Here is a 24,931-nt window from a genome sequence, read left to right on the forward strand (position 1 = left end):
ACACCCGTCCCGGTCCCCGGGGCGGGGCCGGGCGGCCGCGCCCCGCCGGCACGGCGGCGACGGTGGCGACGCGACCGCGCTTCACCAACCGGGCCGCGGTGCTCCTCGTCGTGTTCGCCGTGCTGGTGATCTCCTACGCCTCGTCGATGCGGGCCTACCTGCAGCAGCGCGACCAGATCAACCAGCTCAAGCAGCAGATCGCCTCCTCGAGGACCGACATCGCCGCGTCGGAGCGCGAGAAGCGGCGCTGGCGCGACCCGGCGTACGTCGAGGCGCAGGCACGGGCACGCTTCGGGTGGGTGCTTCCCGGCGAGACGAGCTACCAGGTGCTCGACGCCAACGGCAACCCGTTGACCGGTGACGACGAGCTGACCGACCCCGACAGCATCGCCCGGGTGAAGCCGAAGGCCTGGTGGTCCAGGGCGTACTCCACGCTCGAGGCCGCCGACCACCCGGAGAAGAAGGTCACGCCGACGCCGGCCGCCCGGATCACCGCGGACCAGTGAGCATCGATCCGCGCGACCGGGACGCGATCGAGGCCCAGCTCGGCCGGCCGCCGCGCTCGATCCACGGCGTGGGCCACCGCTGCCCGTGCGGCAACCCGGACGTGGTCGTCACCGCGCCCCGGCTCGACGACGGCACCCCGTTCCCCACGACGTTCTACCTGACCTGTCCGCGGGCGGCATCGATGATCGGGACGCTGGAGGCCTCCGGGCTGATGCGCGAGATGAGCGACCGGCTGGCCGAGGATGACGAGCTGAGGGCCGGGTACGAGCGTGCGCATGAGGCCTACCTCGCCGCGCGTGCGGAGATCGCCGCGGAGTCCGGGCAGAGCGTGCCCGAGATCGCCGGGGTGTCGGCCGGCGGCATGCCGGCCAGGGTCAAGTGCCTCCACGTGCTCGCGGCGCAGTCGCTCGCGCAGGGCCGCGGCGTCAACCGGCTCGGTGACGAGGTCCTCGACGATCTCGGCGCCTGGTGGTCCGAGGGACCCTGCGTCCCGGCGGGACCTGGAGCAGCACCGTGACCCGGGTCGCGGCCTTCGACTGCGGGACCAACTCGTTGCGGCTGCTGATCGCCGACCTGGACGCGGGGACCGGTGAGATGACCGAGCTCGTCCGGGAGATGCGGATCGTCCGGGTCGGCGAGGGCGTCGACCGGACCGGCCGGATCGCCCCGGAGTCGATGGCGCGCACGTTCGCCGCGCTCGACGAGTACGCCGCGCTGGTCGCCGAGCACCGGCCGACCGTGATGCGCTTCTGCGCGACCTCGGCCGCCCGCGATGCCGCCAACGCCGCGGAGTTCATGGACGGCGTCAGGCAGCGCCTGGGCGTCGTACCGGAGGTCATCGAGGGGGATGTCGAGGCGCGCGCGTCGTTCGCCGGCGCGACCCGGGTGCTCCACGACGTCGACGAGCCGCTGCTGGTGCTGGACATCGGCGGCGGCTCCACCGAGCTGATCCTCGGCGGCGCCGACGGCGTGGTCGAGACAGCGCAGTCGCTCGACATCGGCTCGGTGCGGCTGACCGAGCGCCACCTCCACGACGACCCGCCGACCGAGAAGCAGGTCGCGGCACTCTGCAAGGACGTCGACGAGGCGCTCGACGGCTGTCGCGTCGACCCGGCCCTCGCCCGGACCGTCGTCGGCGTGGCCGGCAGTGTCACGACGGTGGCCGCCGCAGCGCTGGGCCTCCCGGCGTACGACCGCGAGCGGATCCACCTGGCCCACCTGGACACCGACGTCGTCCATGGTGCAGTCGCCGAGCTCGTGGCGATGAGCGTCAGCGAGCGCCGGGCGCTCGGCTACATGCACCCGGGCCGTGCCGACGTGATCGGAGCCGGCGCACTCATCCTCGACCGGGTCCTGCGCCGCGCGTCGGTCACCGAGCTGATCGTCTCGGAGTCCGACATCCTCGACGGAATCGCCTGGAGCCTGACGTGAGCGGCCCCACGCACGACGACGCACCCGCGCCCGACGACGAGCGCAAGCCCGACCAGCTCAGGGAGATCCGGAAGCGCTCGTGGTTCTACGTCCTCCGCCGCACGATCCGCGAGTTCCGCAACGACAACTGCACCGACCTCGCCGCGGCGCTGACCTACTACTCCGTGCTGGCGGTGTTCCCCGGCCTGCTCGCGGTGATCTCGACCCTCGGGCTGGTCGACCTCGGCGGCGACTCGGTGCAGACGATGCTGGACATCCTCGCGCCGCTCGTCGACTCCTCGACCCTCGACGCGGTCCGGCACCCGCTCGAGGAGCTCTCCCGATCCCAGTCCGCGGGCCTCGCCTTCGTCGTCGGTCTCGCCGGCGCGCTCTGGTCGGCGTCGGGCTACGTCGGCGCCTTCAGCCGCGCGATGAACCGCGTGTACGGCGTGGAGGAGGGCCGGCCGTTCTACAAGCTCCGGCCGCTCCAGCTCCTGGTCACGCTGGTCACGGTCGCCCTCTGCGTGGTCGGGCTCGCCATCCTCCTCGTCACCGGTCCGGTCGCCCAGTCGGTGGGCGACGAGATCGGCGTCGGGAACACGGTGGTCGACGTGTGGAACATCGCCAAGTGGCCGGCGCTCGCGATCGTGGTGATCCTCGTGGTGGCGCTGCTGTACTACGTGACGCCGAACGTCCGGCAGCCACGGTTCCGCTGGATCTCGGCCGGCGCCCTCGTCGCGATCCTCGTGTGGGTGGCCGTGTCGGTCGGCTTCGCCTTCTACGTGGGCAACTTCTCGTCGTACAACAAGACCTACGGTTCGGTCGCGGGCGGCGTCGTGGCCCTGCTCTGGCTGTGGCTGACGAACCTCGCCCTGCTCTTCGGGGCCGAGCTCGACGCCGAGCTCGAGCGCGGCCGCGAGCTGCAGGCCGGCATGCCCGCCGAGGAGACCATCCAGCTGCCGCTGCGCGACGAGAGTGGTGTCCGCAAGGCCGAGCGCAAGCAGCGGGAGACCGTCGCTGCCGGTCGGGAGCTGCGGGTGCCCGGGCCGGGCGCCCAGGAGCCCACCTACGGGCCGACGCGGCAGCCCGTGCCCGACGAGGACTGATGCTGCCGCACCCCCTCACCGGTCAGCCCTTCGCGAGCCCGGTCCCGCCCGGCACCGGCTGGCCGGAGGATCCGGCCGCACCGATCACTCCGGTCGCGGCCTCGGCGGCCGAGGTGCTGGCTCTCTCCGGCGTCGATGACCTTGCCGAGCTCACCGCCCGGATCTCCGTGTGCTCCGCGTGCCCTCGCTTGGTCGCATGGCGCGAGGAGGTCGCGCTGAAGAAGCGTGCGTCGTTCGCGGACCAGCCCTACTGGGGCCGGCCGATCGCGGGCTGGGGCTCGGCGAACCCGTCGATCCTCATCGTCGGCCTCGCGCCCGCCGCCAACGGGGGCAACCGCACCGGACGCGTCTTCACCGGTGACAGCTCGGGGGACTGGCTGTTCGCCTCACTCCACCGGGTCGGTCTGGCCCGGCAGCCCACCTCGATCCATGCCGGCGACGGACAGGCGCTCCACGACGCCCGGATGGTGGCCGCCGTCCGCTGCGCGCCGCCCGACAACAAGCCGACGCCGGTGGAGCGCGACACCTGCGCTCCCTGGATCGAGCAGGAGATCCGCCTCCTCGCGCCCTCGACGCGGGTCGTCGTGTGCCTGGGCTCCTTCGGCTGGGCGGCGGCACTCAGGTCGCTGCGCGGCGCCGGGTACGCCGTACCGCGGCCGCTGCCGAAGTTCGGCCACGCAGCCGAGGTGCCACTGACCTCCGACGCCGGCAGCCTGACGCTCCTCGGCTGCTACCACCCCTCGCAGCACAACACCTTCACCGGCCGCCTCGCCCCCGACATGCTCGACGCCGTCTTCACCCGAGCCCAGGACCTCACCGCCGGCTGACCCGGAGACGGCGGTCGAGGAGCGAGCGACAGAAGGTGGTCGAGCAGCGAGCGCAGCGAGCGATCAGTCGAGACCCCGACCACGGGTGGTCGAGCAGCGAGCGCAGCGAGCGATCAGTCGAGACCCCGACCAGGGTGGTCGAGCAGCGAGCGCAGCGAGCGATCAGACGAGACCTGGTGAGCTTTCCACAGGCTCAGCCACCGGAGGGCCGTGGAAGACTCACCCCATGCCGCTGCTGGCCATCACCGTCCTCGGGCACGACCGGCCCGGGATCATCGCGGGCACCACCGGCGCGCTTGCCGGGCTCGGCCTGAACATCGAGGACTCCACGATGACGCTGTTGCGCGGGCACTTCGCGATGATGCTGATCACCGCCGGTGACGCGGAGGCTGCCACCGTGGAGTCGGCGCTCGCCGCGCTGACCGAGGACGGGTCGCTCTCGGTGTCGGTCAGAGAGGTCCCGGCGGAGTCCGGTACGCCGGGCGAGGCCTCGTACCTGCTCAGCGTGCACGGCGGCGACCGACCCGGGATCGTGTCGAGCCTGGCCGGCGAGGTCGCGAAGGTGGGCGGCAACATCACCGACCTGACCACCAGGCTCGCTGGTGATCTCTACGTGCTGTCCGCCGAGGTCGATCTGCCGGCCGGCGTCGACGCCGCGGCACTCACGACCCAGCTGCGGGCGGTCGCCGAGGACCTGGGTGTCGAGGTGTCGCTCCTCCCGCTGGAGAGCGACGACCTGTGAGCTCGCCCGTCGCGGGACGGGTCCTCGAGGTCGTCCGTGCGCCGGACCCGGTTCTGTCGCGACCCGGTGCGACGGTCGACCCGACGAGCCTCGAGGTCGTCCAGCTCGCCGCCGACCTGGTGGCGACGATGCGGGTCTCGCCTGGCTGCGTCGGCCTGGCCGCCCCCCAGGTGGGGGTGAGCGTGCAGGTGTTCTGCGTCGACGTCTCGGACCACCCGAAGGCCCGGAACAGCCACGGCCAGCTCGTGCTGTGCAACGCCGAGGTCGTGAGCGCCTCGCGCAACGAGAAGGCGCGTGAGGGCTGCATGAGCGTCCCCGATCTGACCGGCGACGTGAAGCGCGGGACCAGGGTCGTCGTACGCGGACTTGAGCCGGGCACGGGTGCCGAGGTCACCATCGAGACCGACGCCTTCGAGGCGCGCGCCCTCCAGCACGAGATCGACCACTGCACCGGCCTGCTCTTCCTCGACCGGGCCGCGGGCGCGCACGCGATCCACCCGCGCAAGACGTACCTGTGACCTACTGACCGAGCTGGCTGAACTGCGCAGGCGGCGGCTGGGTGCACACCGTCGGGCTCCCGCTGGTCAGGCCGGGGTTGGCGACGCAGTCGTTGCTGCTCTTGTGCAGCCCACAGCCTGCCGAGAGGAACAGCGCGAGGGCCACAGCGAGAGGCCACGTCCTCCTCATCTCGCCACCGTAGGCCCTCCGGCCGTGATGACCTAGGGTCTTCGCTGGCCCCGGTATCCCAATCGGCAGAGGAAGCGGCCTTAAAAGCCGCTCAGTGTGGGTTCGACCCCCACCCGGGGCACGACCCACGCCAGCGCCCACTGGTTGGACCTGGTTGCTTCCGTCGAGCTCGGTGTGGAAGGAAGTACCCGTGACGTCGGCCGGTGACCAGCCCGAGGGTGCGGCGCGCCCGTTGGAGCCGCTGATCTCGCTGCGCGAGGCGACTCGCGCCTGGTTCGCCATCTCGCTGCAGACGTTCGGTGGTCCCGCGGGGCAGATCGCGGTGATGCAGCGCTCGCTGGTCGACGAGAAGCGCTGGATCGGCCAGAGGCGGTTCCTGCACGCGCTCTCGTTCTGCACCCTGCTTCCGGGGCCCGAGGCTCAGCAGCTGGCGATCTACATCGGCTGGCTGCTGAACGGCGTTGCCGGCGGGCTGATCGCCGGGATCCTGTTCGTGCTGCCCGGTGTGATCGCCCTCCTGGCACTCTCGGCCCTGTACGTGAGCGCCGGCGACACCACCGTCGTGACCGCCGTGCTGGCCGCAGTGGCGCCCGCCGTCCTGGTGATCGTGGCCCAGGCCGTCGTGCGCGTCGGCGGCAGGGCCTTGAGCCACCCGGCCCTGATCGCGCTCGCCGTGGCTGCGTTCATCGCCCTGTCGGTGTTCAAGACCCCGTTCCCGCTCGTGATCGGTGCCGCCGCCGCGATCGGGTGGGCCCTGGGCCGCTGGGCGCCGCACGTGATGAACGCTCCTGCGGAAGGGCCCGACCTCCCCGACGGTCCGGCGCCACTCATCTCCGACGACGCCCTGCACGCCGAGCGGCCGAGCGGGACCCATGCCGCGAAGATCCTGGTCCTCGGCTTCGTGGCCTGGGCGGTCCCTGTCGGACTGGTGGTCGCGCTCGGAGGCCGGGACAGCGTGTTCGCCGACATGGCGCTGTTCTTCAGCGGTGCCGCGCTGATCACGTTCGGAGGCGCGTACGCCGTGCTCGCGTACGTCGCGCAGAAGGCCGTGCAGTTCTACGGGTGGCTCACGCCGAGCCAGATGATCACCGGACTGGCGCTGGCAGAGACTACTCCCGGGCCGCTGATCATGGTGGTCCAGTTTGTGGCCTTCGTCGGTGCCTACCACGACCCGGGCTCCCTGAACCCCTGGGTCGCGGCGGTCCTGGCCTCGCTGCTGACGACCTGGGTCACCTTCGTGCCGTGCTTCGTGTTCGTCTTCGTGGGTGCGCCCTACGTCGAGCGGCTCCGGGGCAACCACTCGCTGTCAGCAGCGTTGACGGGGATCATGGCCGCGGTCGTCGGCGTGATCGCCAACCTCGCCGTGTACTTCGCGATTCACGCGCTCTTCGACCACGTGCACACGGAGTCCTGGGGGCTCGTCCACGTCCAGGTCCCGTCCCTGGGGAGCATCAAGCTGCTCTCGCTCGCCGTCGCCGCGCTTGCCGGGCTGCTGGTCTTCCGCCTCAAGTGGTCCGTGCTACGCACGCTCGGCGCGTGTGCTGTCATCGGTCTCGCGGCCGGTCTCGTCGAGGTGCTGGCGTCGTGATCCGGCGGTCGCGCGGCGGCTCACCCGAGCGCGGCACCGCGCGGCGGACCTGTCCAAGGACCGTCGTACTCGGGACCTCCGCACGTGGCGGCGGGACGCACGGCCCTGATGGGATCGGAGCGTGAACCTCTCCGACGTCCTTCGAAGCCTGCCCGCCGAGCCACGTGTGGTTGTCAGCGGCAACCACGCCGTGCCCTTCCACACGCTCAAGCTGGTGGACGCGGCGCTGGAGCGGTACCGCCTCTGGGTCCTCAACGCGCCCGCCGGTCTGCCTGATCGTGAGGGCGTCACCTACGAGACCCCGTTCGTCGGCGTCGGGATGCGTCGCAGCGAGCGGCTCAGCTACGTCCCGTGCCGGCTGTCCCTGGTGCCGAGCCTGTTCCGTACGACGATGGCGCCGGACCTCGTGGTGCTCAACACGACCCGCCCCCACAACGGCAAGGTGTCGCTCGGGGTCGAGGTGAACGTCCTGCCGGCCGCCGTCGAGGCGGCGCGGCGACGTGGCGCCAAGGTGGTCGCCCAGGTCAACGACCACATGCCGTGGACCTTCGGCGACGGCGAGCTCGACCTCGACCAGATCGACCTGGTGGTCGAGGCGGACGAGACGCTCCCGACAGCGGCGCCGACGCCGGTGGATGAGGTCTCGGCGAGGATCGGGTCGCTGGTCGCGAACCGCGTCCCGGACGGCGCGACGCTGCAGGCGGGGATCGGTGCCGTGCCCGACGCGACCCTCTACGGGCTCTGCGGCCGCCGCGGGCTGAAGGTCTGGACGGAGATGTTCTCCGACAGCGTGCTGGCGCTGGAGAGCGCGGGGGCACTCGACCCGGGCACGCCGGTGCAGGCGTCGTTCCTGTTCGGCTCCGAGGAGCTGCTCGCCTGGGTGCACCGCAACGAGCGGGTCCGGATGATCCGCACCGAGACCTCCAACGACCCGGCGCTGATCGCGCGCAACCAGTCCATGGTGTCGGTCAACACGGCGCTCCAGGTCGACCTCTTCGGCCAGGCCAACGCCTCACGTGTGCGCCGGCGGATCCACTCCGGCTTCGGGGGCCAGACAGACTTCATCGTCGGCGCGCTGCACAGCCCGGGCGGTCAGGCGCTCATCGCCCTGCGCTCCTGGCACCCGCGCGCCGACGTGTCGACGATCGTGTCGCTGGTCGACGAGCCGGTGACGTCGTTCCAGATGACCGCGGTGGTGACCGAGCAGGGAGTCGCCGAGGTCTTCGGCCTCGACCAGCGGCAGCAGGCGGCCAACATCATCGAGCACGCGGCTCATCCGCAGGTCCGGCAGGACCTCTGGGAGCAGGCAGTCGGTCTCGGCCTGGCCTGACCGCCTCCGCGACGTACGCCGGGCGTGGCACTGTGAGGTCGTGTACGTGCCGCACTTCAACCGGATGGACGATCCCGACGTCCCCGCCTTCCTCGACTCGGTGGCGACCGCTGAGCTGGTGACTGTCGGGCCCGACGGCTTTCCCGTGGCGACGCTGATGCCGTTCCTGCGCGACGGCGACCGCCTGCTCATGCACATGGCGCGCGCCAACCCGCACTGGAAGGTCATCGAGCCGGGGACACCGGCCCTGGCGATCGTCGCCGGCGCCCAGGCGTACGTCTCCCCTGGGTGGTACGCGACCAAGCGGGAGCACGGCCGCGTGGTTCCCACCTGGAACTACTCCGCGGTGCACCTCATCGGCCGGGTCAGCGCCCTGCACGACACCGCCTGGCTGCGCGAGCTCGTCGAGGGGCTCACCGCCCGTCACGAGCAAGGGCTGCCCCAGCCCTGGTCGGTCGAGGACGCGCCGCCGGACTACATCGAGAAGCAGCTGCGGGCGATCGTCGGCATCGAGCTCACCGTCGAACGCATCGAGGCCAAGGCGAAGCTCAGCCAGAACCGCAGCGACGAGGACCGCGCGGGCGTGATCGAGGGCCTCGAGGACGTCGGTGCCAACGACGTGGCGGACGACATGCGCCGCACCCTGTCCTGACCGGGATCACTCCTCGGCCTGGTCCTCCAGCGTCGACCTGAGCTCGTCCTTCGACATCCCGGAGACCCCGCTCACCTCGGCGTTCGACGCCTGCAGCAACAGCTCGTCCTTGGTGATGTCCTCGGGCATGTCACCGAGGTGCTCGGCGCGGCTGCGCAGGAACGCCTGCCCGAGCTCGTCGAGCCTTGCCGGGTCCAGGTGCTGGCGCATGCCGGGCAGCACCGTGGACTCCTCCTCGTCGACGTGGTGCTTGACCGCGTCGATGAGCTCCTGGAGTGCCTGAGGAAACTCAGGCGAGTCGTAGTCGGTGTCGGCGACCTTCGCGGCGAGCCGATCGGCCTCGAGGTGCTCCTTCTGGCTGTGCTGCACGTCATGGCTGCCGCCGGCGTCGGCGGCCGCGGGATACACCTCGGACTCCTCGGCGCGGCTGTGCGCCGTGAGCAGGGTGATCATCACCGGCACGAGGTTGGCCCGCTTGTCCGGCTGGGCCATGAGCTGGTCGAAGATCTGCTCGAGCTCACGGTGGTCGTTCATGATCAGGTCGACGACGTTCGAGTCCATCTGGGTCCTCCGGGGTCGGTCGTGGTCGACGCCCCAGTACCCGAATGCGGTCAGACCACCACGTCGGCGGTGGGCCTGCCCAGGTCGCCGTCCCCGACCGCGGCGTCGACCCGCTCGCGCGGGCCCGCGACGAAGACGTACTCCACGTTGCGGAGCCGGGACACCCGGCCCACCTTCTCGCCGGACGGGTTGAAGATCCCGATCTGCGCGCCGACGTACCGCTTGCTGTCGAAGGCGAGCATCCGCACCTCTTCGTGCCCGGCGTCGCGGAGCATCGTGGTGAGCTGGTCGGCGCTCACCCAGGACTCGTCGTTGTAGGACATCACGACGACGTCGGCCCGTACCCGGCCGATCAGCTCGGCCAGCGCTGCCGGCATGGCGCGCTTGTTGTTGAAGACGCTCTTCGTCGACTCCTCGCGGCTGTCGATCCGCTTGCGCGCCACGCCGTAGGCCGCCGGCTCGTCCCAGCGGACGAGGGTCTCCCAGATGTGGTAGTTGGTGAAGTAGCGGTGCTGGTTGTACGGCGGGTCGAGGTACATCAGGTCGACCGGCTCGAGCAGGTCGACGGTCTCCATGGCGTCGCCGCTCACCGTCGTGCCCGGGCCGGGCAGCAGCTCGGGGCGCCGCAGCTCGAGGTCCTGGTGGGCCCGCGGCGCCCACTGCTTGAGGTAGGCCATCTGCAGGCCGGTGGTCGAGTCGACGCGGTCTGCGGCCAGCATCAGGCTGGTGAGCAGGATCGGGAAGAGCGGCGAGCCGCGGTGCCCGGACTCGATCGCGTGCCGGATCGCGTCCACGCGCGCACCGTTCTTGGGCTGGAAGAACCGCGCCTCCTCGCAGAACGTCCGGGTGAAGTAGCCCGGCTCGCCCGGCAGCCCGCCGAGGCGCGCGAGCTCGTCGTCGAGCTCCTCGAGGTCGACGGCTGCCGCATCGGTGGCGATGTAGCAGTCGCTCAGCACCTGGCTGTACGTCGCGACGTCGGTGGCGGTCACCTCCAGCCCTCGCCGCTTCAGCTCCTGCGCGACGCGGGTGGTGCCGGTGAAGAGGTCGACCGCCGTCCGTGCCCCGACCCGCACGGCGATCTCGCCCAGCACCGGGACGAGGCTCCGCTTCGAGCCGAGGTACTTGATCACGGCTCGACCGTACGCCGGGTTGGCCGATTCTTCAGGGAGTCGGTTCGTCCCTGACCGGTCCGGTGTCCGCCGACGGCAGGAACTGTGACGCGATGTGCTCCCAGGCGTTGTCGATCAGCGTGACCAGGTCGATCCGCATCGCCTTGCGGACGTGCGGCTTGTCCAGCTCGCGCTCGACGAACCGGACGATGAAGCGTCGCAGCTCCCCGTCGAGACCGGTCAGCTTCTGCAGCACCGCGGAACGCCGGTTGTCGGAGTGCACGTCGATGGCGACGTCGTCCGGCGACGGCGGAGTGATGTGCCACAGGATGGTCAGCGGCTCGACGAGCTCCATGGTCAGCCGCAGCGGCAGCAGCACCTCGGCGTCGAACCGCATCATGTCGACGCCGAGGTCGAGGTGGAAGGTCACGTTGACCGGCAGGTTGACCTCGTAGCCGACGACGTCCGGCAGCGCCTCGCCGTAGGCCTTGCCGAAGGTGCCGGTCGCGGTGACCTTCGCGACCTTGCGGCCCGGCCCGGCACCGATCGGGCCGAGCTGGAAGTCCTCGCCGAGCACGCGGTTGATCGACTCCATCACCCGGTCGCGGTGCAGGACGAGGTCCATGAACCGCATCCCGAACTCGTCGTAGCCGATCGGCTGCGCACCGGCCACGACTGCGGCCGCGGGGTCCACGAAGGCGTCGTCCGGCTCTTCGTCGGGCTCGCCCCTGGCAGCGTCGGTCACGCCACGATCATCCGACATGGCCGGCCGCGACCGAGCGGGTGGGGGTAACTCCGGCGGCTAGAACTCGTTTCAGAACCATGAGGCTGAACCAGATGAGGCGGCTCGCTGCTGTCCTGCTCACCGCGGCGCTGGGTCTCAGCCTCTCCGGCGTGGCGCCCGGGGCGGCCAGGGCGGACGGCGGTACGCCGCGCCTGCACCGCGAGGGCCGGTACGTCGTCGACCAGTACGGCCGGATCGTCATCGTCCACGGCCTGAACCTCGTCTGGAAGCGCGCACCCTATGCGCCTCCCGACACGCCCAGCGGCTTCACGACCGCTGATGCCGACTGGCTGCAGCGCTACGGCTTCAACGGCGCTCGCCTGGGCGTCCTCTGGGCCGGCGTGACGCCCAGCCAGCCGGGCGTCGCCGACCCGGCGTACTTCCAGAAGTGGGACCGCGTGGTGAACCTGCTCGCGAACCGCGGGATCTGGATGCAGTTCGACCAGCACCAGGACATGTGGAACGAGACGTACGGCGGTGAGGGCGTGCCGGCGTGGGCGGCGAGGCGTCCGTTCCCCTACTCGCTGCTGCCCTACCTGCCGGTGCCGTTCCCCGAGGGCTACTGGACGCCGGAGGTCTCGACCGTCTTCGACAACTTCTGGGCGAACGCCGGTGGCGTGCAGGACAGCTGGGCGACGTACTGGAAGCTGGTCGCGCAGCACTACAAGGACCAGCCCTACTCCATGGGCTACGACCTCGTGAACGAGCCGTGGGCCGGGATCGAGTGGCCGCTCTGCGTCACCACCGGCTGCCCGCTGACCTACAGCCAGGAGCTCCAGCCGGCGATGACCAAGGGCCTGGCCGCGGTGCGCCAGGTCGACCCGAACGGCATCGTGTGGTGGGAGCCGCAGCAGTTCAACGGCGGCGTCGAGACGCCGTCCTTCTTCACCGCTCCGCCCGGCGGCGAGCAGAACCTCGGCTACTCCTGGCACAACTACTGCGCCTGGGTCTTCCTTCAGAGCGCGGGGCTGCCGCTGATCAGCACCGACAACTGCCGCAGCTTCACCGAGAACCGCGAGCAGGGTGCCCTCAGCCAGGCCGCGACCATGCAGGCGGCTCCCTTGATGACCGAGTGGGGCGCGACCGACGACGTCAACGCGGTCGGCATCGACGCCGACGTGGCCGACCAGCACCAGATGGGCTGGATGTACTGGGCCTACAAGCACTGGGACGACCCGACCACCGCGGACGCCTCGCAGGGCCTGTTCGCCGACGATGCCGACCTCAGCACGGTGAAGACCGCCAAGCTGCGCCAGCTCGTGCGCACCTACCCGCAGGCGACCGCGGGCACGGACCTGTCCTACGGCTACGACCCGGTCACCGGCCACTTCACGATGAGCTACCGGGCCAGCCCGGCCATCCACGCACCGACGCGGATCTTCGTGAGCCCGCTGACCTCGCCGCACGGCTTCGACGTGACCGCCTCGGCGGGCGACGTCGCGGTGCACGGCTCGTACGTCGACATCCACGCCGACAGCGACGAGGAGATCCAGGTCACGGTCACGCCGCGCCCCTGAGCCACCTCTGCGGGAACATCGTGTGCCGCGCCGCTCGTTGTTGTGGGTGACGACTCGATAGGCTCGAGCCAACGACAGGAGCAACCATGCAGAGCAACAACCCCGTCTTCGCCCGCTCGGAGGGCTTCAACGGCAAGGGCGGCACGGCGTACGCCGACTTCGGCGCGGGCCTCCCCAGCACCCACACGCAGGCCGGCACCGGCCGGATGACGATCGACACGGTCGTGCAGAAGACCGGCGCCACCCTCGGTGTCCTGATCCTCGCGGCTGCTGCCACCTGGATCCTGACCGGCAACCCCGTCGCGCAGGACTCGTTCGGCCAGACTGTCCTCGACTCGGGCAAGACGCAGACGCTGTACACGCTGAGCATCGTCGGCGCGCTCGGTGGCTTCGTGCTCGCGATGGTGAACTCCTTCAAGCGCGTGGTCAGCCCTGCGCTGGTCCTCGGCTACGCCGCCCTCGAGGGCGTCTTCATCGGTGCGATCAGCAAGAGCTTCCAGCTGCAGTTCGGCGAAGGCGTGATCGTCGGTGCGGTGCTCGGCACCGTCGCCGCGGTCGCCGGCACGCTGACCGCCTACAAGGTTTTCGACATCCAGGTCGGCAACCGGTTCCGCAAGTGGGTCATCGGTGCGATGTTCGGCTTCGTCGCCGTCTCGCTGCTCGACTTCGTGCTGAGCATCTTCCACACCAGCTTCGGCTTCAACGGCCTCGGCCCGATGGGGCTGCTGTCCAGCGTCGTGGGCCTCGGCCTCGGCGTGCTGATGCTGATCCTCGACTTCGACTTCGTCGAGCGCGGCATCGCGGCCGGCCTGCCCGAGCGCGAGTCGTGGCGCGCGGCCTTCGGCCTCACCGTCACGATCGTGTGGATCTACATCGAGCTGCTGCGGATCCTGGCGATCTTCACCCGCCGCTGACTAGCCGGCGCGGTGCGGGAACCGCAGGCTCAGACCTGAGCGCCCGATTCGGACGAGATCTCGTCCGGGTCGGGCGCTTCGGCGTCCACGGGTGCCGGGCGGCGCCGGCGCATGAGCGTCACCCAGCGGCCACCGATGCCGCGGGCGGCGCCGTCGACCTCGGTCGCGTCCAGCTCGGTGCCGGGCACCTTTGCGGCCTGCACCGCGGCCCGGCCGATCGAGAGCACGCCCTCGCCGCGCAGGGCCTCGGGCTCCTCCTCGTCGGGCGGGGCGAGCCCGAGCGCGGCCAGCGTGGACGGGGCCAGCACGCTGGCCAGTGCGGCGTACCCGGCGGCGGAGGGGTGGAAGCGGTCGGGTCCGAACAGGAGTGCGGGGGAGGCGTCGAACTCCGGCCCCAGGATCGAGCCCAGCGACACCGCCCGACCGCCGGCCTCGACGACGGCGATCGCCTGCGCGGCCGCGAGCCTGCGCGACCACGTGCGCGCGACCTGGCGCAGCGGCTGCGGGATCGGCCGCACCGTGCCTAGGTCCGGACAGGTGCCGACGACGACGGCGATGTCGGCCTCGTGCAACCGGCGGACCGCCTCACTGAGGTAGCGCACCGACTCCGAGGGCAGCGTCTGGTTGGTGACGTCGTTGGCGCCGACGAGGATCACCGCGACGTCGGGCTCGGTCAGCACCGCTGCGTCGACCTGCTCGGCGAGCTGGATGGACTTCGCTCCGGAGAAGCAGAACGTGCGCAGGTGGACGCGCCGGTCGGCCGCGGCCGCCACCGCGGAGCCGAGGAGCGCACCGGTGGTCTGCTCGACGGTGTCCACGCCGTAGCCCGCTGCGCTGGAGTCACCGAGGAGCGCGATCTTGATCGCCGGGCCGGGGCGGCCGCGGCCGTACCAGCCGGTGGCGTCCGGCACGGGTGCGTCGATCCGGCCGATCGCGTTGCGGGCGATCTTCGCCTCGACCCGGAGCACTCCGTAGGACAGGGCGCCGAGGAGTGACAGGCCACCACCGCCGAACGCCGCGGCGGAGGCCAGCTTCCGGGCGGCTGCTGCTTTCCCCACGCGCCAATCCTACGGACGGGCGCACGTCCATATTCAGGCGCGGGGCCGTCCTGCAGGCGTCAGTCGGCGAGGTGGGCCCGGGCCCACACGATCGGGTGGTCGGTGAGTCGCAGGGTCTTCGGCTTCCAGTCACGCGCGTAGCGGGTGAACCGTGCCTGACCGGCAGCGAAGATCCAGTCGATGCCGTTGCTCGTGGGCATCGCGCACGACGTCGACGGGACGCTGTCCGGGCTGATCGCCAGCATGCCCGTGGTGATCCCGCAGAATGCCGGCGCCCGGTCGTTGAAGTCGCCGGTCAGGAACACCGGGCGGCCGGTGGCGCGCAGCTCGATGATCTTCGCGCGCTCGACCGCGATCGCCGCTGCGCGGTTCGCCGCCATGTTGCCGTAGCCGACACCTGAGGCGGGGTTGTGCACGTTCATGAACCACGCGGTCCGGCCGGTGGCGCGCTCCCGCAGCTGCACGATGGGCATGAGGCGCGAGCCCTCGAAGTAGGGGACCCGGATGGAGTCGGTGCTGACGAGCTCCATCGTGGAGCTGCGCCAGGCGATGGAGTTCTCCGTCGGGTGGTAGTTGGCGACCAGGAACGGCGCCGCCGGGTCGGCCAGCGTGGCGGGGTCGGGGTAGATGCCGAACGAGCCTGCCGTCACGGCCATGAAGCTGTCGTACTGCGGCTGCTGGAACTCCTGGAGGCCGACCACGTCGACGCCGTAGCCGTTGAGCAGGTTGACCTGGCCCGGCGTACGCACGTCGGCGGTCGGGTAGGTGCCGCTGGTGCGGGTGTGGCTCGCGCCGAGCGTGTTGAAGCTGGCAACCACGATGCCCCAGTCGTCGAACAGGCTGGTGGTGTTGACCGGCTTGCCGACGAGGCGGTTGAGCCAGCGCGACGGGTTGACGTTCTTGCCGTCGTTGCCACGCACCGCGAAGTACAGGGCGCAGAACGGTGCCTTGCCCTCCTTGCCGACGCGACCGATCACCTGTCCGGCCTGGATGAGCTGGCCGCTGGTGACCAGCGACTTCTTCATGTAGCCGTACCAGGTGGTGAGGCGCCCGGCGGAGGTCGCGATGCCCACCAGGTTGGGCCCGCTGGTCTTCGAGGAGGTGACGATGGCGACCCCGGGGTGGGCGGCGCGGACGCGGTTGCCACAGCGAGCCTTGATCTCGGTGCCGGGCCGCTGTCCGGAGTTCTTCAGGTCGTGCACGTTCTTGCCGGCGACCGGGAAGTACACGTTCGGCGGCGTCGAGGTCCGATCCTCCGGGGCGCGCTGCGCGCTCGCCGGGCCGGAGGAGATGATGGGGGCGGACAGCAGGCCGAGGGCGAGGACGCCGGCAGCGGCAGCGGCGAGTCTCTTCGTAGTCGTCACGCGCAGAAGTATGACCCAAATCGGCGGAATTTTGGGGCCCGTGTGAAAAAAAGTTACTCAAGTGGCGTGTCGGTGCTTGCAAATCACAACAATGTAATTCTCGAAAATCCCGCGATAGGTTGACCGCATGGACTTCGCCAACTCCGTCCTCGACCTGATCGGCAACACCCCGCTGGTGAAGCTCGACAGGACCCTGGACCGTCCCTCCGACCGCCCCGGACCCCTGGTCCTCGCGAAGGTCGAGTACCTCAACCCGGGCGGCTCGGTGAAGGACCGGATCGCCCGCCGGATGGTCGACGCTGCCGAGCAGTCGGGCGCCCTGCAGCCGGGCGGCACGATCGTCGAGCCGACCTCCGGCAACACCGGGGTGGGGCTCGCGCTGGTCGCCCAGCAGCGCGGCTACAAGTGCATCTTCGTCTGCCCCGACAAGGTCAGCGAGGACAAGCGCAACGTGCTCAAGGCGTACGGCGCCGAGGTGGTCGTCTGCCCGACCGCGGTCGCGCCCGAGCACCCGGACAGCTACTACAACGTCTCCGACAAGCTGGCCGCCCAGCCCGGAGCGTGGAAGCCCGACCAGTACTCCAACCCCAACAACCCGCGCTCGCACTACGAGGAGACCGGTCCGGAGATCTGGCGGCAGACCGACGGACGGATCACCCACTTCGTCGCGGGCATGGGCACCGGGGGCACGATCAGCGGCGTCGGTCGATTCCTGAAGGAGCAGAACTCCGGGATCCAGGTGATCGGCGCCGACCCGGCCGGGTCGGTGTACTCCGGCGGCACCGGCCGGCCCTACCTCGTCGAGGGCGTCGGCGAGGACTTCTGGCCGGAGACCTACGACCCCGGCGTCGCCGACCGGGTCATCGAGGTCTCCGATGCCGACTCCTTCGCGATGACGCGGCGGCTGGCGCGTGAGGAGGGCCTGCTCGTCGGCGGGTCGTCGGGCATGGTCGCGCACGCGGCGATCCAGCTGGCCCACGAGCTCGACGGGCAGCCCGGTGCCGAGGATGCCGTCATCGTGGTGCTGCTGCCGGACTCGGGCCGCGGCTACCTCACCAAGGTGTTCAACGACGAGTGGCTCGCGCGCTTCGGCTTCCTGCAGGCCAAGGACGAGCAGACCGTCGGCGAGGTGCTCCGCGCAAAGAGCGGCGGACTTCCCGACCTGGTGCACACGCACCCGACCGAGACGGTCGCCGAGGCGATCAACATCCTCAAGGAGTACGGCGTCTCCCAGATGCCCGTCGTGCGGGCCGAGCCGCCGGTGATGGCGGCCGAGGTCTCCGGATCGGTCTCCGAGCGGGCGCTGCTGGACGCGCTGTTCGCCGGCACCGCCAAGCTGGCGGACCAGGTCGAGGCGCACATGAGCCCGCCGCTGCCCGAGATCGGGGCCACCGAGGGCGTCAAGGAGGCGATCGCGGCGCTCGAGACGGCCGACGCCCTGCTGGTCCAGGAGGACGGCCGGCCGGTCGGCGTACTCACCAGGGCGGACCTGCTGACCTTCATTGCCGCCTTCCGTTAGTGCCCCCTTGCGGGATGGCTTAAAGTGACCTCACCGGCCGCGCAGTCCGTACCCCACATGGATGCGGCCGGGATCCGTTCGGGTGCAGCGCGGGCCTTCGGGCTACGCGCACGACGGATCAGGTGGCGGGGTGATCCTGGGAGGGGTACCCCGCCACCGCCCGGACGGTCCTGGGCCGCTCCGGCCCGCGAGGGAGAGTTGGAGCGATGACCTACCTCACGCTTGCCGGCGGCGGCCAGGCCGAGGTCGTGGTCAGCAAGTCGCGCTTCCTCTGCATCCTCGAGCGCGTCGAGGACGAGTTCTCCGCGCGCAGCGTCATCGAGCAGGCGCGCCGCGAGCACTGGGACGCCCGGCACCACTGCTCGGCCTTCGTGCTGGGGCCCGACCGCGCCGTGGAGCGGTCCAGCGACGACGGCGAGCCGCCGGGCACCGGCGGCGCTCCCATGCTCGAGGTCCTCCGCGGTCGCGAGCTCAGCGACGTGGTCGCCGTGGTGACGCGGTGGTTCGGCGGCACGCTGCTCGGCACCGGCGGGCTCAGCCGGGCGTACGCCGACGCGGTGCGCGCGGCCCTCGACGTCACGCCGCTGGTCCAGCGGGTGGAGCAGGAGCTGTGCGAGGTGACGGTGGACCTCGCCGCGGCCGGCCGGCTCGAGCACGAGCTCCGGTCGCGCGGGACCAAGGTCCTCAACATCGACTACACCGACATGGCGACGCTCTCGATGGCAGTGCCCCTGGTCGCCGTGCCCGTGGCGGAGGAGATCGTGGCCGAGCTGACCGAGGGTGCCGCGCAGCTCCTGCATCGCGGCCGTCGCTGGGTGGACAGCCCGGTCAGCACTCCCTGAGCCGGTCGACGGCCTCGCGGACGGTGCTCTCCGGGATCTTCAGCACTTCGCGGTCCCAGGTGAGCAGGCCGTTGAGCTCGTCCTCCACGTCGCTGAGCTGCGTGTAGAAGGTGGCCGCCAGTCCGCCGCGGAGCGCGGGCTCGACCTGCTCGCGATGGAGCGCCTCGAACCCCTCGGCGAGCTCCTGGCTCGACTCGAAGTGGCGGTAGCCGAACTCCCGGGTGCTCCAGTCGTGGCCGGGCACCTTGAGGCTGTAGCCGCCGTACTCGGCGAGCGCGAGGACGCGGCGCTCGGCCCGGAGCCGCAGCCGGCGCCGCCACCGTCCGGCCAGCCGGAACGGGCGGAGGTAGCTGTGGAAGCTCCTGATGTCCCCGCCGCCCTGGTCGATCCAGCCGCTGGCGTGGTTGACCGCCCGCGTCGGGTCGAGGGCCTTCACCTCGTCGGCGACCTCGTTGGCGTCGAACTGCCCCCAGGCCTCGTTGAACGGCACCCACACGGCGATCGACGGGACGTTCCGGAGGAGCGCGACCGTCTGGCGCACCTCCTCCCGGAACTCTGCCCGTGACTCCGTGTCGTCCCGGAAGTAGAGCTTGTGGCGGCGGTCGGAGATCCGGATCGGCCGGGTGGCGGGGAGGTTGGCGACCAGGTGCCGGTAGCGGCCGCCGCCGTTGACCATGTCCTGCCAGACGAGCATGCCGAGGCGGTCGCAGTGGTGGTACCAGCGCAGCGGCTCGATCTTCACGTGCTTGCGCAGCACGGTGAAGCCGAGCGACTTCATCGCGAGGATGTCGTGCACCATCGCGTCGTCGCTGGATGCGGTGAGGAGGCCGTCGGGCCAGTAGCCCTGGTCGAGGACGCCGAGGTGCCAGACCGGTTCGCCGTTGAGCAGGAACCGGCGCCGCCCGCGGTCGTCCTCGCCGATCCCGAGGCTGCGCATCGCGGCGTACGACGTGACGGAGTCGCCCTGACCGTCACCCTCGACCGAGACCTCCAGGTCGTAGAGGTGCGGGTCCGCAGGCGTCCACGGGTGCGGGTCAGGGACGGTCAGCCGGATCGGCTCGCCTGCGGCGCCGGTCTCCTGGGCCACCACGTGCCCGTCGTCGCGGACGGTGACGGCCACCGGTGATCGAGCCTGTCGAGATCCCGCTCCCCGCACCTTCACCACCACCTCGAGCACGCCCTGCTCCAGGTGCGGGGTGATCAGCAGCGAGTCGACGTACCGCTGCGGCACGGACTCGACCCACACCGTCTGCCAGATGCCGGACTGGGCGGTGTACCAGATCGTGCCGCGGTCCAGGCGCTGCTTGCCGCGCGCGTGCAGGCCCGTCTCGGAGAGGTCGCGGACCCGCACCTCGAGCGTCTGCTCCCGACCGGGCACCAGGGCATCGGTCACGTCGAGCGTGAACGGCAGGTAGCCGCCGGTGTGCCCACCGAGCTCGACCCCGTTGACCCACACGGTGCAGCTCTGGTCGACCGCGCCGAAGTGCAGCAGCACGCGCCCGCCGGCCGGACCCGCTGGCGGCAGGAAGGTCCGGTGGTACCAGAGCCACGCGTCGGGCTGGAGCTGCCGGCCGACGCCGGAGAGGACCGTCTCGGGGGAGAAGGGCACCACGATCTCGCCGTCCCACGCCTCGGGGCGCCGGTCGGTGCCGAAGGCGTACTGCCAGCGCCCGTTGAGGTTCACCCAGGTGTGGTCGGGGCGCACGAGCTGCGGCCGCGGGTACTCCGGGAGCGGGCGGTCGGGATCGAGGTCGCGCCCCCAGCGAGTCAGCACACGCCGAGGCTAGTGCGCGCGGTTTCGACAGGCACCGCCACCGGTGGTCGAGCCGACCGGCATGATGTCCGTGGACGAGAGGACGTCGACGTGGCGAACGCGAAGAACGTCGCGGTGGACAGCTGGCGGTTGCGTGCCTTCCACCTGCGCGTGGTCGTGGCGGTCAGCCTGGTCACCTCGGTGATCGTCGGGGTGTCCTCATGGCTTCTGTGGCTGGCCGAGCGCCATGCTGCCGGGTCGAACATCCGCGGCTACGGCGATTCGGTCTGGTGGGCGATGGAGACCATCACCACGGTCGGGTACGGCGACCACCACCCGACGACCGTGCCCGGTCGATGGATCGCATCGGCGCTGATGGTGATCGGGGTCGCGCTCGTCGGGGTGATCACCGCGACCGTCGTGACCTGGTTCTTCTCCGAGCTCGACGTGCTGCGCGACGTGCGCAAGATCGAGGCCGAGGAGGAGCGCACGGAGGCGTCCCTCGCCGAGATCCTCCGCGAGCTGGCCCGGCTCAACGAGCGTCTGGACCGCCTGGAGTCGAGCCGCCGCGAGCGCTGACCAGCGCGCGCAGCACGCCGAGCAGGAAAACGGCCGCCGCCACGATCAGCAGCCACTTCACGGCGGTGAACGCGAGCCCGACGACGGCGAGCAGGACAGCGAGGGCGACCAGCCCGAAGACCGCGGACATCCGTCCCATCACGGCCTCCGGTCCGGCTCGAGCGAGATGCGGGCCACGCCGTACGCGACCCACACGATCGCCGCGGTGAGCACGCACACGGCGGCGGCGAACGCCAGTCCGACCGACGTGAGTGCCAGAGCCGGGACGAGGACGGCGAGCGCGAGCCGCATGTGCCGGCGGTACCCCCGCTCGTGGGCGTCAAACAGATTGCCGGCCGTCGTGGAGGCCTGCGAGCATCCGTTCATGAGCACTGCCTTCCTGCTGACCGCTCTGGTGATCGTGGCGACACCCGGCACCGGCGCGCTCTTCACGATCGGCGCGGGCCTCGCGCGCGGCACCCGGGCGTCGTTGCTCGCTGCGTTCGCCTGCACGCTCGGCACGGTGCCGCACCTGGTGGCCGCGGTCACGGGGCTGGCCGCAGTGCTGCACGCGAGCGGCGTGGCGTTCGCCGCGATCAAGTACCTCGGGGTCGCCTACCTCCTCTGGATGGCGTGGAGCACCTGGCGCGACACCGGGGCTCTGCGGGTGGAGGACGCGCCCCGAGCGAGCTCGCGACGCGCGGTGATCGTCTCCGGCATCACGGTGAACCTCCTCAACCCCAAGCTGACGATCTTCTTCTTCGCCTTCCTGCCGCAGTTCGTCTCCCACTCGGGACCGTCGGCGACCGTGCAGATGCTCCTGCTCGGCGGTGTCTTCATGGCGATGACCTTCGCGGTGTTCGCGCTGTACGGCATGGCGGCCGGCGTCATGCGCGACCGGGTGCTCTCGCGCCCGCGACTGGTGGACCGGATCCGGAAGACGTTCGCCGCGTCGTTCGCCCTGCTCGGGGCACGGCTCGCGGTCGAGTCCCGGTGACGCTGCTGAAGAACTGCAACGGGTATCGCTGACCCCGGGCTCTCGTTCAATTCATCCGGCGGCGGTCGTGTCCCGCACGACGGATGCGATTGCGCGCGCGTCCTGCACGTGCGGCTGGTGGGCGAAGCCCGGGAGCTGGACGACCGACGCTTGCGGCAGCGCTGCGGACCACCGGTCTCGCATCCAGCGCGGCACCAGGAAGTCGCGGCTGCCCCAGACGAGCGTCACCCGAGCCGAGTCGACGGCGCTCAGGTTGGGCATTCCCGGACCTCGCGCCCTGGCCGACAGCCCAGTTCGGAAGAAGGGGAACCGAGCAACCGAGTCGAGGAGGGCGCTGACATCGGCTCTGTCGAGCTGCGTCGGCCGGCGGGACTGGTGGAACCACAGTCCGTTGATGGTCGCCGACCTGGTCGAGTACGGCCAGAGCGGACGACTCAGCCGGACCGCCGGCAGCACTGAGGAGAACAGGGTCGCGTAGTAAGGAAGCCCCGCGCCGCTGACCCACGGCGGCGCAAGTGCCACCACCCGCTCGGCTCGACCACGACCGAGCACCTCGATCCCGAGGACCCCACCGAAGGAGCTGCCCACCGCGGTCACACCTTCGTGCCACCCCAGGTCGTCCAGAACGGTCTCGACGTAGTCGGCGTGCTGTTCGAGCATGGAGCGGCGCGGATCGAGAGGCGGTCCCCCAGCACTCCCGGGCTGGGTCGTCGCGAGTACGTCGAAGTCCTCAGCCAGCAGGCGGACCAACCGGCGGAACTCGACCCACGTGTGGAAACCGGAGTGCAGGAGCACCAGCCTCGGCCCGGTGCCGGCGCGCACCATGTCGTACCCCATGGGGTCAGCATGACCCGTGCGCAGCGGCTTCGACAGGCTCAACCGATGAACGGCCGGCTGAGCCTGTCGCTCGACCTCAGGCGGAGGGCACCTTGATCCCGGTGGCCGAGTGGCAGCGGTAGCCGTTGGGGTTCTTCAGCAGGTACTGCTGGTGGTAGCAGTCGTACGCATGCAGTCGTTTAGTGTGTGGGCATGAGCGTCCGCCGAGATGCAATCTACGCCCGGATCAGCAGCGACCCCGAAGGCCGGGAGCTCGGCGTGGAACGGCAGATCGAGGATGCGCAGAAGCTTGCAGCACGGGACGGCCGCCCGTCGATCGCCGCCGACTACATTTTCAGGGACAACGACCGAAGCGCGTCGTCGAAAAGCCGCAAGCAACGCGACGACTGGAAGCGACTGCTCGCCCTGATCGCCGAGGGTCGGATCGCCCGCGTGTACTCATATAGCAACTCTCGCCTGACAAGACGCCCAGCTGAGCTCGAAGCCTTGATCACTCTGCACGAGCAGACCGGCGTCGAGTTCCACACCGTGGTCAGCGGCAAGGACGACCTGTCGACCGTCGACGGCAGGATGTGGGCGCGCATGAAGGGCAACATCGACGCGGCGGAGGCGGAGCGGATTGGCGAGCGTCTGGCCCGCAAGCACTTGCAGTCGGCCCAGACAGGCAAGGTTGTGGGCGGGACCCGTCCGTTCGGCTGGCAGCCGGACAAGATCGAACTAGACCCGATGGAGGCCGCCGCGGGCCGGCGTGTGATCGAAGGGTTCCTTGCCGGGCGCACACTCCACAGTCTGGTGCGTGAGTTGCAGGACGCGGGTGTGACAACGAGCCTAGGCAACCCTTGGTCCATGGACGCGCTTCGCAAGTGGATCGGCAATCCACGGCTCTGCGGCTGGCGCAGGCTGCACGGCGGGATTGTCACCGACGGGACCGGCACCCCGATCATCGGCGAGTGGCGCCCCCTGGTGGACACGGACACCTGGTCTGCGGCGAACGCGATCCTCGAGAGCCGGAAGCGTCAGGCCTTCGGGCCAGGCGGGCCCCTAGGCACTCTCGATGCGGGCTGGGATCGTCGGAAATACCTGCTGTCCGGGCTTGCTCGATGCGGCAAGCCTGGGCCAAACAGCGAGCTGTGCATGAAGGCGCTCAGAGTCGATCCACGCAGAGGCAAGTCCACGCACATGTACGTGTGCCCGTCCCGGGCGGAAGGTGGCTGCGGTGGGATCGGTCGGCGCGGAGACGTACTGGACGCCTATGTGATCGAGGCGGTGCTCGTCAGGGCCGAGGGTCTCGACCTCACCGCCGACGCTCTCGACGACTGGGATGGACAGGTCGCCCTCGATCGCCTGGTCGCCAAGCGGCGGTCGCTGATGGAGTCGTGGAGCGCCGACGGAGTCTCGGATGAGTCCTACTTTCCGATGCTGCGGTCAATCGACAAGCAAATCGGTGAGAGCCGACGCGCCAAGGACCTTTGGGTCTTTCAGCGTGCGCGCGCCGGTGCGACCCCAGTAGACCTCCGAGCCGAGTGGGCACAGCGAACCGACGACCTTGACTGGAAGCGATCGGTGATCTTTCGGCACCTTCACTCGGTCGTGGTGCTCCCCGTCGGAGGTGGCCGGAAGCCGTTCGACCCGAACGGCGTGCGGCTCGCCTGGCGTGAAGACTAGGCGGCACCGGTAGCCGTTGACGGCTGACGCACGACCGTCAACCCGAAGAGGGTGGCGGTATCGGAACTGAGCTGGCTGCCCATCCGGGGTGCCACTTGAGCGGCTTCACGAGCCGCGGCGGTGATTCGGTCGACCTCGCGGTCGGGCAGGTTCATCAGGTGGGGCGGCTTTACCGCGATCTGGGTTCTCATATCGCAAGGGCTCGGTCGTCGGTGCCGGCGACGGGGCTCCGTCTACTTCAATCGGTCTCCTTCCAGTTCGAGTTCGTAGCTCAATCGTCCCACGCTTCCGACGCGCTTTAGGGACCGCGGCAGTGCCCCGCCCCGAGACGACCCGCGCCTTGGTTGGTGCCGATGACTGCGTGGGCACGTGTCGGTACTGCCGGTTGGGGTGTGCCAACGGACACGGACTTCGTAGCGGGCGACGTAAGCACTTCGCGTGGCCCACCTTGCGTCCGGCTGCTCGATGAGCAGCGCCGATACCCGCGGTGATTTTCGACGACCGCCGCGGGCCGGCAACTGCAAGGTGCAGGAGCCACTATGGCGACCCCCGCGGCTTCCGTCGCCCTCGACCGTCCGGTCTGGATCGGGTCCGGCGACCCCAC

Annotated in this window: 27 protein-coding genes and 1 tRNA gene; 18 read left to right on the top strand and 10 right to left on the bottom strand. The window is 70.4% G+C overall.

Going from position 1 to position 24,931, the window contains the following annotated elements:
- Window positions 1-62: 62 nt before the first annotated feature.
- From ACVW00_RS03015 to def, 7 genes are all read left to right on the top strand, one after another.
- Entirely contained in the window at window positions 63-506 is a 444-nt protein-coding gene (locus ACVW00_RS03015; RefSeq protein WP_457109420.1) for an FtsB family cell division protein, read from the top strand.
- Window positions 503-1,024, top strand: coding sequence for a DUF501 domain-containing protein (locus ACVW00_RS03020; protein ID WP_457109421.1), 522 nt, complete (start codon window positions 503-505; stop codon window positions 1,022-1,024). The genes ACVW00_RS03015 and ACVW00_RS03020 overlap by 4 nt, the downstream gene beginning before the upstream one ends.
- Entirely contained in the window at window positions 1,021-1,938 is a 918-nt protein-coding gene (locus tag ACVW00_RS03025; protein WP_457109422.1) for a Ppx/GppA phosphatase family protein, read from the top strand. The genes ACVW00_RS03020 and ACVW00_RS03025 overlap by 4 nt, the downstream gene beginning before the upstream one ends.
- Window positions 1,935-3,023, top strand: coding sequence for a YihY/virulence factor BrkB family protein (locus ACVW00_RS03030; protein WP_457109423.1), 1,089 nt, complete (start codon window positions 1,935-1,937; stop codon window positions 3,021-3,023). The genes ACVW00_RS03025 and ACVW00_RS03030 overlap by 4 nt, the downstream gene beginning before the upstream one ends.
- Complete coding sequence (locus tag ACVW00_RS03035) at window positions 3,023-3,850, top strand: uracil-DNA glycosylase (protein WP_457109424.1); 828 nt, start codon at window positions 3,023-3,025, stop codon at window positions 3,848-3,850. The genes ACVW00_RS03030 and ACVW00_RS03035 overlap by 1 nt, the downstream gene beginning before the upstream one ends.
- 226 nt (window positions 3,851-4,076) lie before the next feature.
- Window positions 4,077-4,592 (top strand): glycine cleavage system protein R, encoded by a 516-nt coding sequence (locus ACVW00_RS03040; protein WP_457109425.1) that lies wholly within the window; start codon window positions 4,077-4,079, stop codon window positions 4,590-4,592.
- Window positions 4,589-5,110, top strand: coding sequence for a peptide deformylase (gene def / locus ACVW00_RS03045; RefSeq protein WP_457109426.1), 522 nt, complete (start codon window positions 4,589-4,591; stop codon window positions 5,108-5,110). The genes ACVW00_RS03040 and def overlap by 4 nt, the downstream gene beginning before the upstream one ends.
- 1 nt (window position 5,111) lies before the next feature.
- On the opposite strand, the gene ACVW00_RS03050 is transcribed toward def, so the two are convergent.
- The gene (locus ACVW00_RS03050; RefSeq protein ID WP_457109427.1) at window positions 5,112-5,279 is read right to left on the bottom strand and encodes a hypothetical protein; all 168 of its coding nucleotides are present in this window, start codon (window positions 5,277-5,279) and stop codon (window positions 5,112-5,114) included.
- A 47-nt stretch (window positions 5,280-5,326) separates the two neighbouring features.
- Here ACVW00_RS03050 and ACVW00_RS03055 point away from each other — a divergent pair.
- From ACVW00_RS03055 to ACVW00_RS03070, 4 genes are all read left to right on the top strand, one after another.
- Window positions 5,327-5,400, top strand: a tRNA-Leu gene (locus tag ACVW00_RS03055).
- A gap of 69 nt (window positions 5,401-5,469) precedes the next feature.
- Window positions 5,470-6,867, top strand: coding sequence for a chromate efflux transporter (chrA, locus tag ACVW00_RS03060; protein WP_457109428.1), 1,398 nt, complete (start codon window positions 5,470-5,472; stop codon window positions 6,865-6,867).
- A gap of 121 nt (window positions 6,868-6,988) precedes the next feature.
- The gene (locus ACVW00_RS03065) at window positions 6,989-8,197 is read left to right on the top strand and encodes an acetyl-CoA hydrolase/transferase family protein (protein ID WP_457109429.1); all 1,209 of its coding nucleotides are present in this window, start codon (window positions 6,989-6,991) and stop codon (window positions 8,195-8,197) included.
- 40 nt (window positions 8,198-8,237) lie between these two features.
- Window positions 8,238-8,849 carry an FMN-binding negative transcriptional regulator gene (locus ACVW00_RS03070; RefSeq protein ID WP_457109430.1) on the top strand — a complete coding sequence of 204 codons (612 nt, stop codon included), beginning with the start codon at window positions 8,238-8,240 and terminating at the stop codon, window positions 8,847-8,849.
- Between the two features lie 6 nt (window positions 8,850-8,855).
- On the opposite strand, the gene ACVW00_RS03075 is transcribed toward ACVW00_RS03070, so the two are convergent.
- Genes ACVW00_RS03075 through ACVW00_RS03085 form a run of 3 tightly spaced genes read right to left on the bottom strand, consistent with a single transcriptional unit; the run spans window position 8,856 to window position 11,264 of the window.
- Window positions 8,856-9,410 (bottom strand): hemerythrin domain-containing protein, encoded by a 555-nt coding sequence (locus ACVW00_RS03075; RefSeq protein WP_457109431.1) that lies wholly within the window; start codon window positions 9,408-9,410, stop codon window positions 8,856-8,858.
- A 50-nt stretch (window positions 9,411-9,460) separates the two neighbouring features.
- Window positions 9,461-10,540 carry a DNA adenine methylase gene (locus ACVW00_RS03080; RefSeq protein WP_457109432.1) on the bottom strand — a complete coding sequence of 360 codons (1,080 nt, stop codon included), beginning with the start codon at window positions 10,538-10,540 and terminating at the stop codon, window positions 9,461-9,463.
- A 31-nt stretch (window positions 10,541-10,571) separates the two neighbouring features.
- On the bottom strand, window positions 10,572-11,264 hold the full coding sequence (locus ACVW00_RS03085) for a hypothetical protein (protein WP_457109433.1): 693 nt from the start codon (window positions 11,262-11,264) through the stop codon (window positions 10,572-10,574).
- Between the two features lie 92 nt (window positions 11,265-11,356).
- Here ACVW00_RS03085 and ACVW00_RS03090 point away from each other — a divergent pair, with 92 nt between their 5' ends.
- Complete coding sequence (locus ACVW00_RS03090) at window positions 11,357-12,820, top strand: cellulase family glycosylhydrolase (RefSeq protein WP_457109434.1); 1,464 nt, start codon at window positions 11,357-11,359, stop codon at window positions 12,818-12,820.
- An 86-nt stretch (window positions 12,821-12,906) separates the two neighbouring features.
- Window positions 12,907-13,734, top strand: a complete 828-nt coding sequence (locus ACVW00_RS03095; protein ID WP_457109435.1) for a Bax inhibitor-1/YccA family protein — start codon at window positions 12,907-12,909, stop codon at window positions 13,732-13,734.
- Window positions 13,735-13,763: 29 nt separating this feature from the next.
- Here ACVW00_RS03095 and ACVW00_RS03100 read toward each other — a convergent pair whose 3' ends face one another.
- Both ACVW00_RS03100 and ACVW00_RS03105 read right to left on the bottom strand, forming a co-directional pair.
- Complete coding sequence (locus ACVW00_RS03100) at window positions 13,764-14,792, bottom strand: SGNH/GDSL hydrolase family protein (protein ID WP_457109436.1); 1,029 nt, start codon at window positions 14,790-14,792, stop codon at window positions 13,764-13,766.
- A 59-nt stretch (window positions 14,793-14,851) separates the two neighbouring features.
- Window positions 14,852-16,156, bottom strand: a complete 1,305-nt coding sequence (locus tag ACVW00_RS03105) for a peptidoglycan DD-metalloendopeptidase family protein (RefSeq protein WP_457109437.1) — start codon at window positions 16,154-16,156, stop codon at window positions 14,852-14,854.
- Window positions 16,157-16,283: 127 nt separating this feature from the next.
- On the opposite strand from ACVW00_RS03105, the gene ACVW00_RS03110 reads away from it, so the two are divergent.
- Both ACVW00_RS03110 and ACVW00_RS03115 read left to right on the top strand, forming a co-directional pair.
- Window positions 16,284-17,675 (top strand): cystathionine beta-synthase, encoded by a 1,392-nt coding sequence (locus tag ACVW00_RS03110; protein WP_457109438.1) that lies wholly within the window; start codon window positions 16,284-16,286, stop codon window positions 17,673-17,675.
- Window positions 17,676-17,881: 206 nt separating this feature from the next.
- Window positions 17,882-18,517: an IMPACT family protein gene (locus ACVW00_RS03115; RefSeq protein WP_457109439.1), complete on the top strand. Its 636-nt coding sequence runs from the start codon at window positions 17,882-17,884 to the stop codon at window positions 18,515-18,517.
- Here the strand turns inward: ACVW00_RS03115 and ACVW00_RS03120 are convergent.
- Window positions 18,504-20,291, bottom strand: a complete 1,788-nt coding sequence (locus ACVW00_RS03120; protein WP_457109440.1) for a glycoside hydrolase family 2 protein — start codon at window positions 20,289-20,291, stop codon at window positions 18,504-18,506. The two genes, ACVW00_RS03115 and ACVW00_RS03120, sit on opposite strands and share 14 nt — an antisense overlap.
- Before the next feature lie 90 nt (window positions 20,292-20,381).
- On the opposite strand from ACVW00_RS03120, the gene ACVW00_RS03125 reads away from it, so the two are divergent.
- Window positions 20,382-20,849, top strand: a complete 468-nt coding sequence (locus ACVW00_RS03125) for a potassium channel family protein (protein ID WP_457109441.1) — start codon at window positions 20,382-20,384, stop codon at window positions 20,847-20,849.
- Here ACVW00_RS03125 and ACVW00_RS03130 read toward each other — a convergent pair.
- Together ACVW00_RS03130 and ACVW00_RS03135 are read right to left on the bottom strand one after the other, a co-directional pair.
- Window positions 20,803-20,988 (bottom strand): hypothetical protein, encoded by a 186-nt coding sequence (locus ACVW00_RS03130; RefSeq protein WP_457109442.1) that lies wholly within the window; start codon window positions 20,986-20,988, stop codon window positions 20,803-20,805. The genes ACVW00_RS03125 and ACVW00_RS03130 overlap by 47 nt on opposite strands.
- Window positions 20,988-21,215 carry a hypothetical protein gene (locus ACVW00_RS03135; RefSeq protein WP_457109443.1) on the bottom strand — a complete coding sequence of 76 codons (228 nt, stop codon included), beginning with the start codon at window positions 21,213-21,215 and terminating at the stop codon, window positions 20,988-20,990. Before ACVW00_RS03135 ends, ACVW00_RS03130 begins: the two co-directional genes overlap by 1 nt.
- Between ACVW00_RS03135 and ACVW00_RS03140 the strand changes: the two genes are divergently transcribed.
- On the top strand, window positions 21,214-21,825 hold the full coding sequence (locus tag ACVW00_RS03140) for a LysE family translocator (RefSeq protein WP_457109444.1): 612 nt from the start codon (window positions 21,214-21,216) through the stop codon (window positions 21,823-21,825). The two genes, ACVW00_RS03135 and ACVW00_RS03140, sit on opposite strands and share 2 nt — an antisense overlap.
- 51 nt (window positions 21,826-21,876) lie before the next feature.
- On the opposite strand, the gene ACVW00_RS03145 is transcribed toward ACVW00_RS03140, so the two are convergent.
- Complete coding sequence (locus tag ACVW00_RS03145) at window positions 21,877-22,662, bottom strand: alpha/beta fold hydrolase (protein ID WP_457109445.1); 786 nt, start codon at window positions 22,660-22,662, stop codon at window positions 21,877-21,879.
- 192 nt (window positions 22,663-22,854) lie between these two features.
- Between ACVW00_RS03145 and ACVW00_RS03150 the strand changes: the two genes are divergently transcribed.
- A complete protein-coding gene (locus ACVW00_RS03150; RefSeq protein WP_457109446.1) occupies window positions 22,855-24,327 on the top strand; it encodes a recombinase family protein in 1,473 nt (490 codons plus the stop codon).
- The last annotated feature ends 604 nt before the right edge of the window (window positions 24,328-24,931 follow it).

The organism is Marmoricola sp. URHA0025 HA25, from assembly GCF_054059435.1.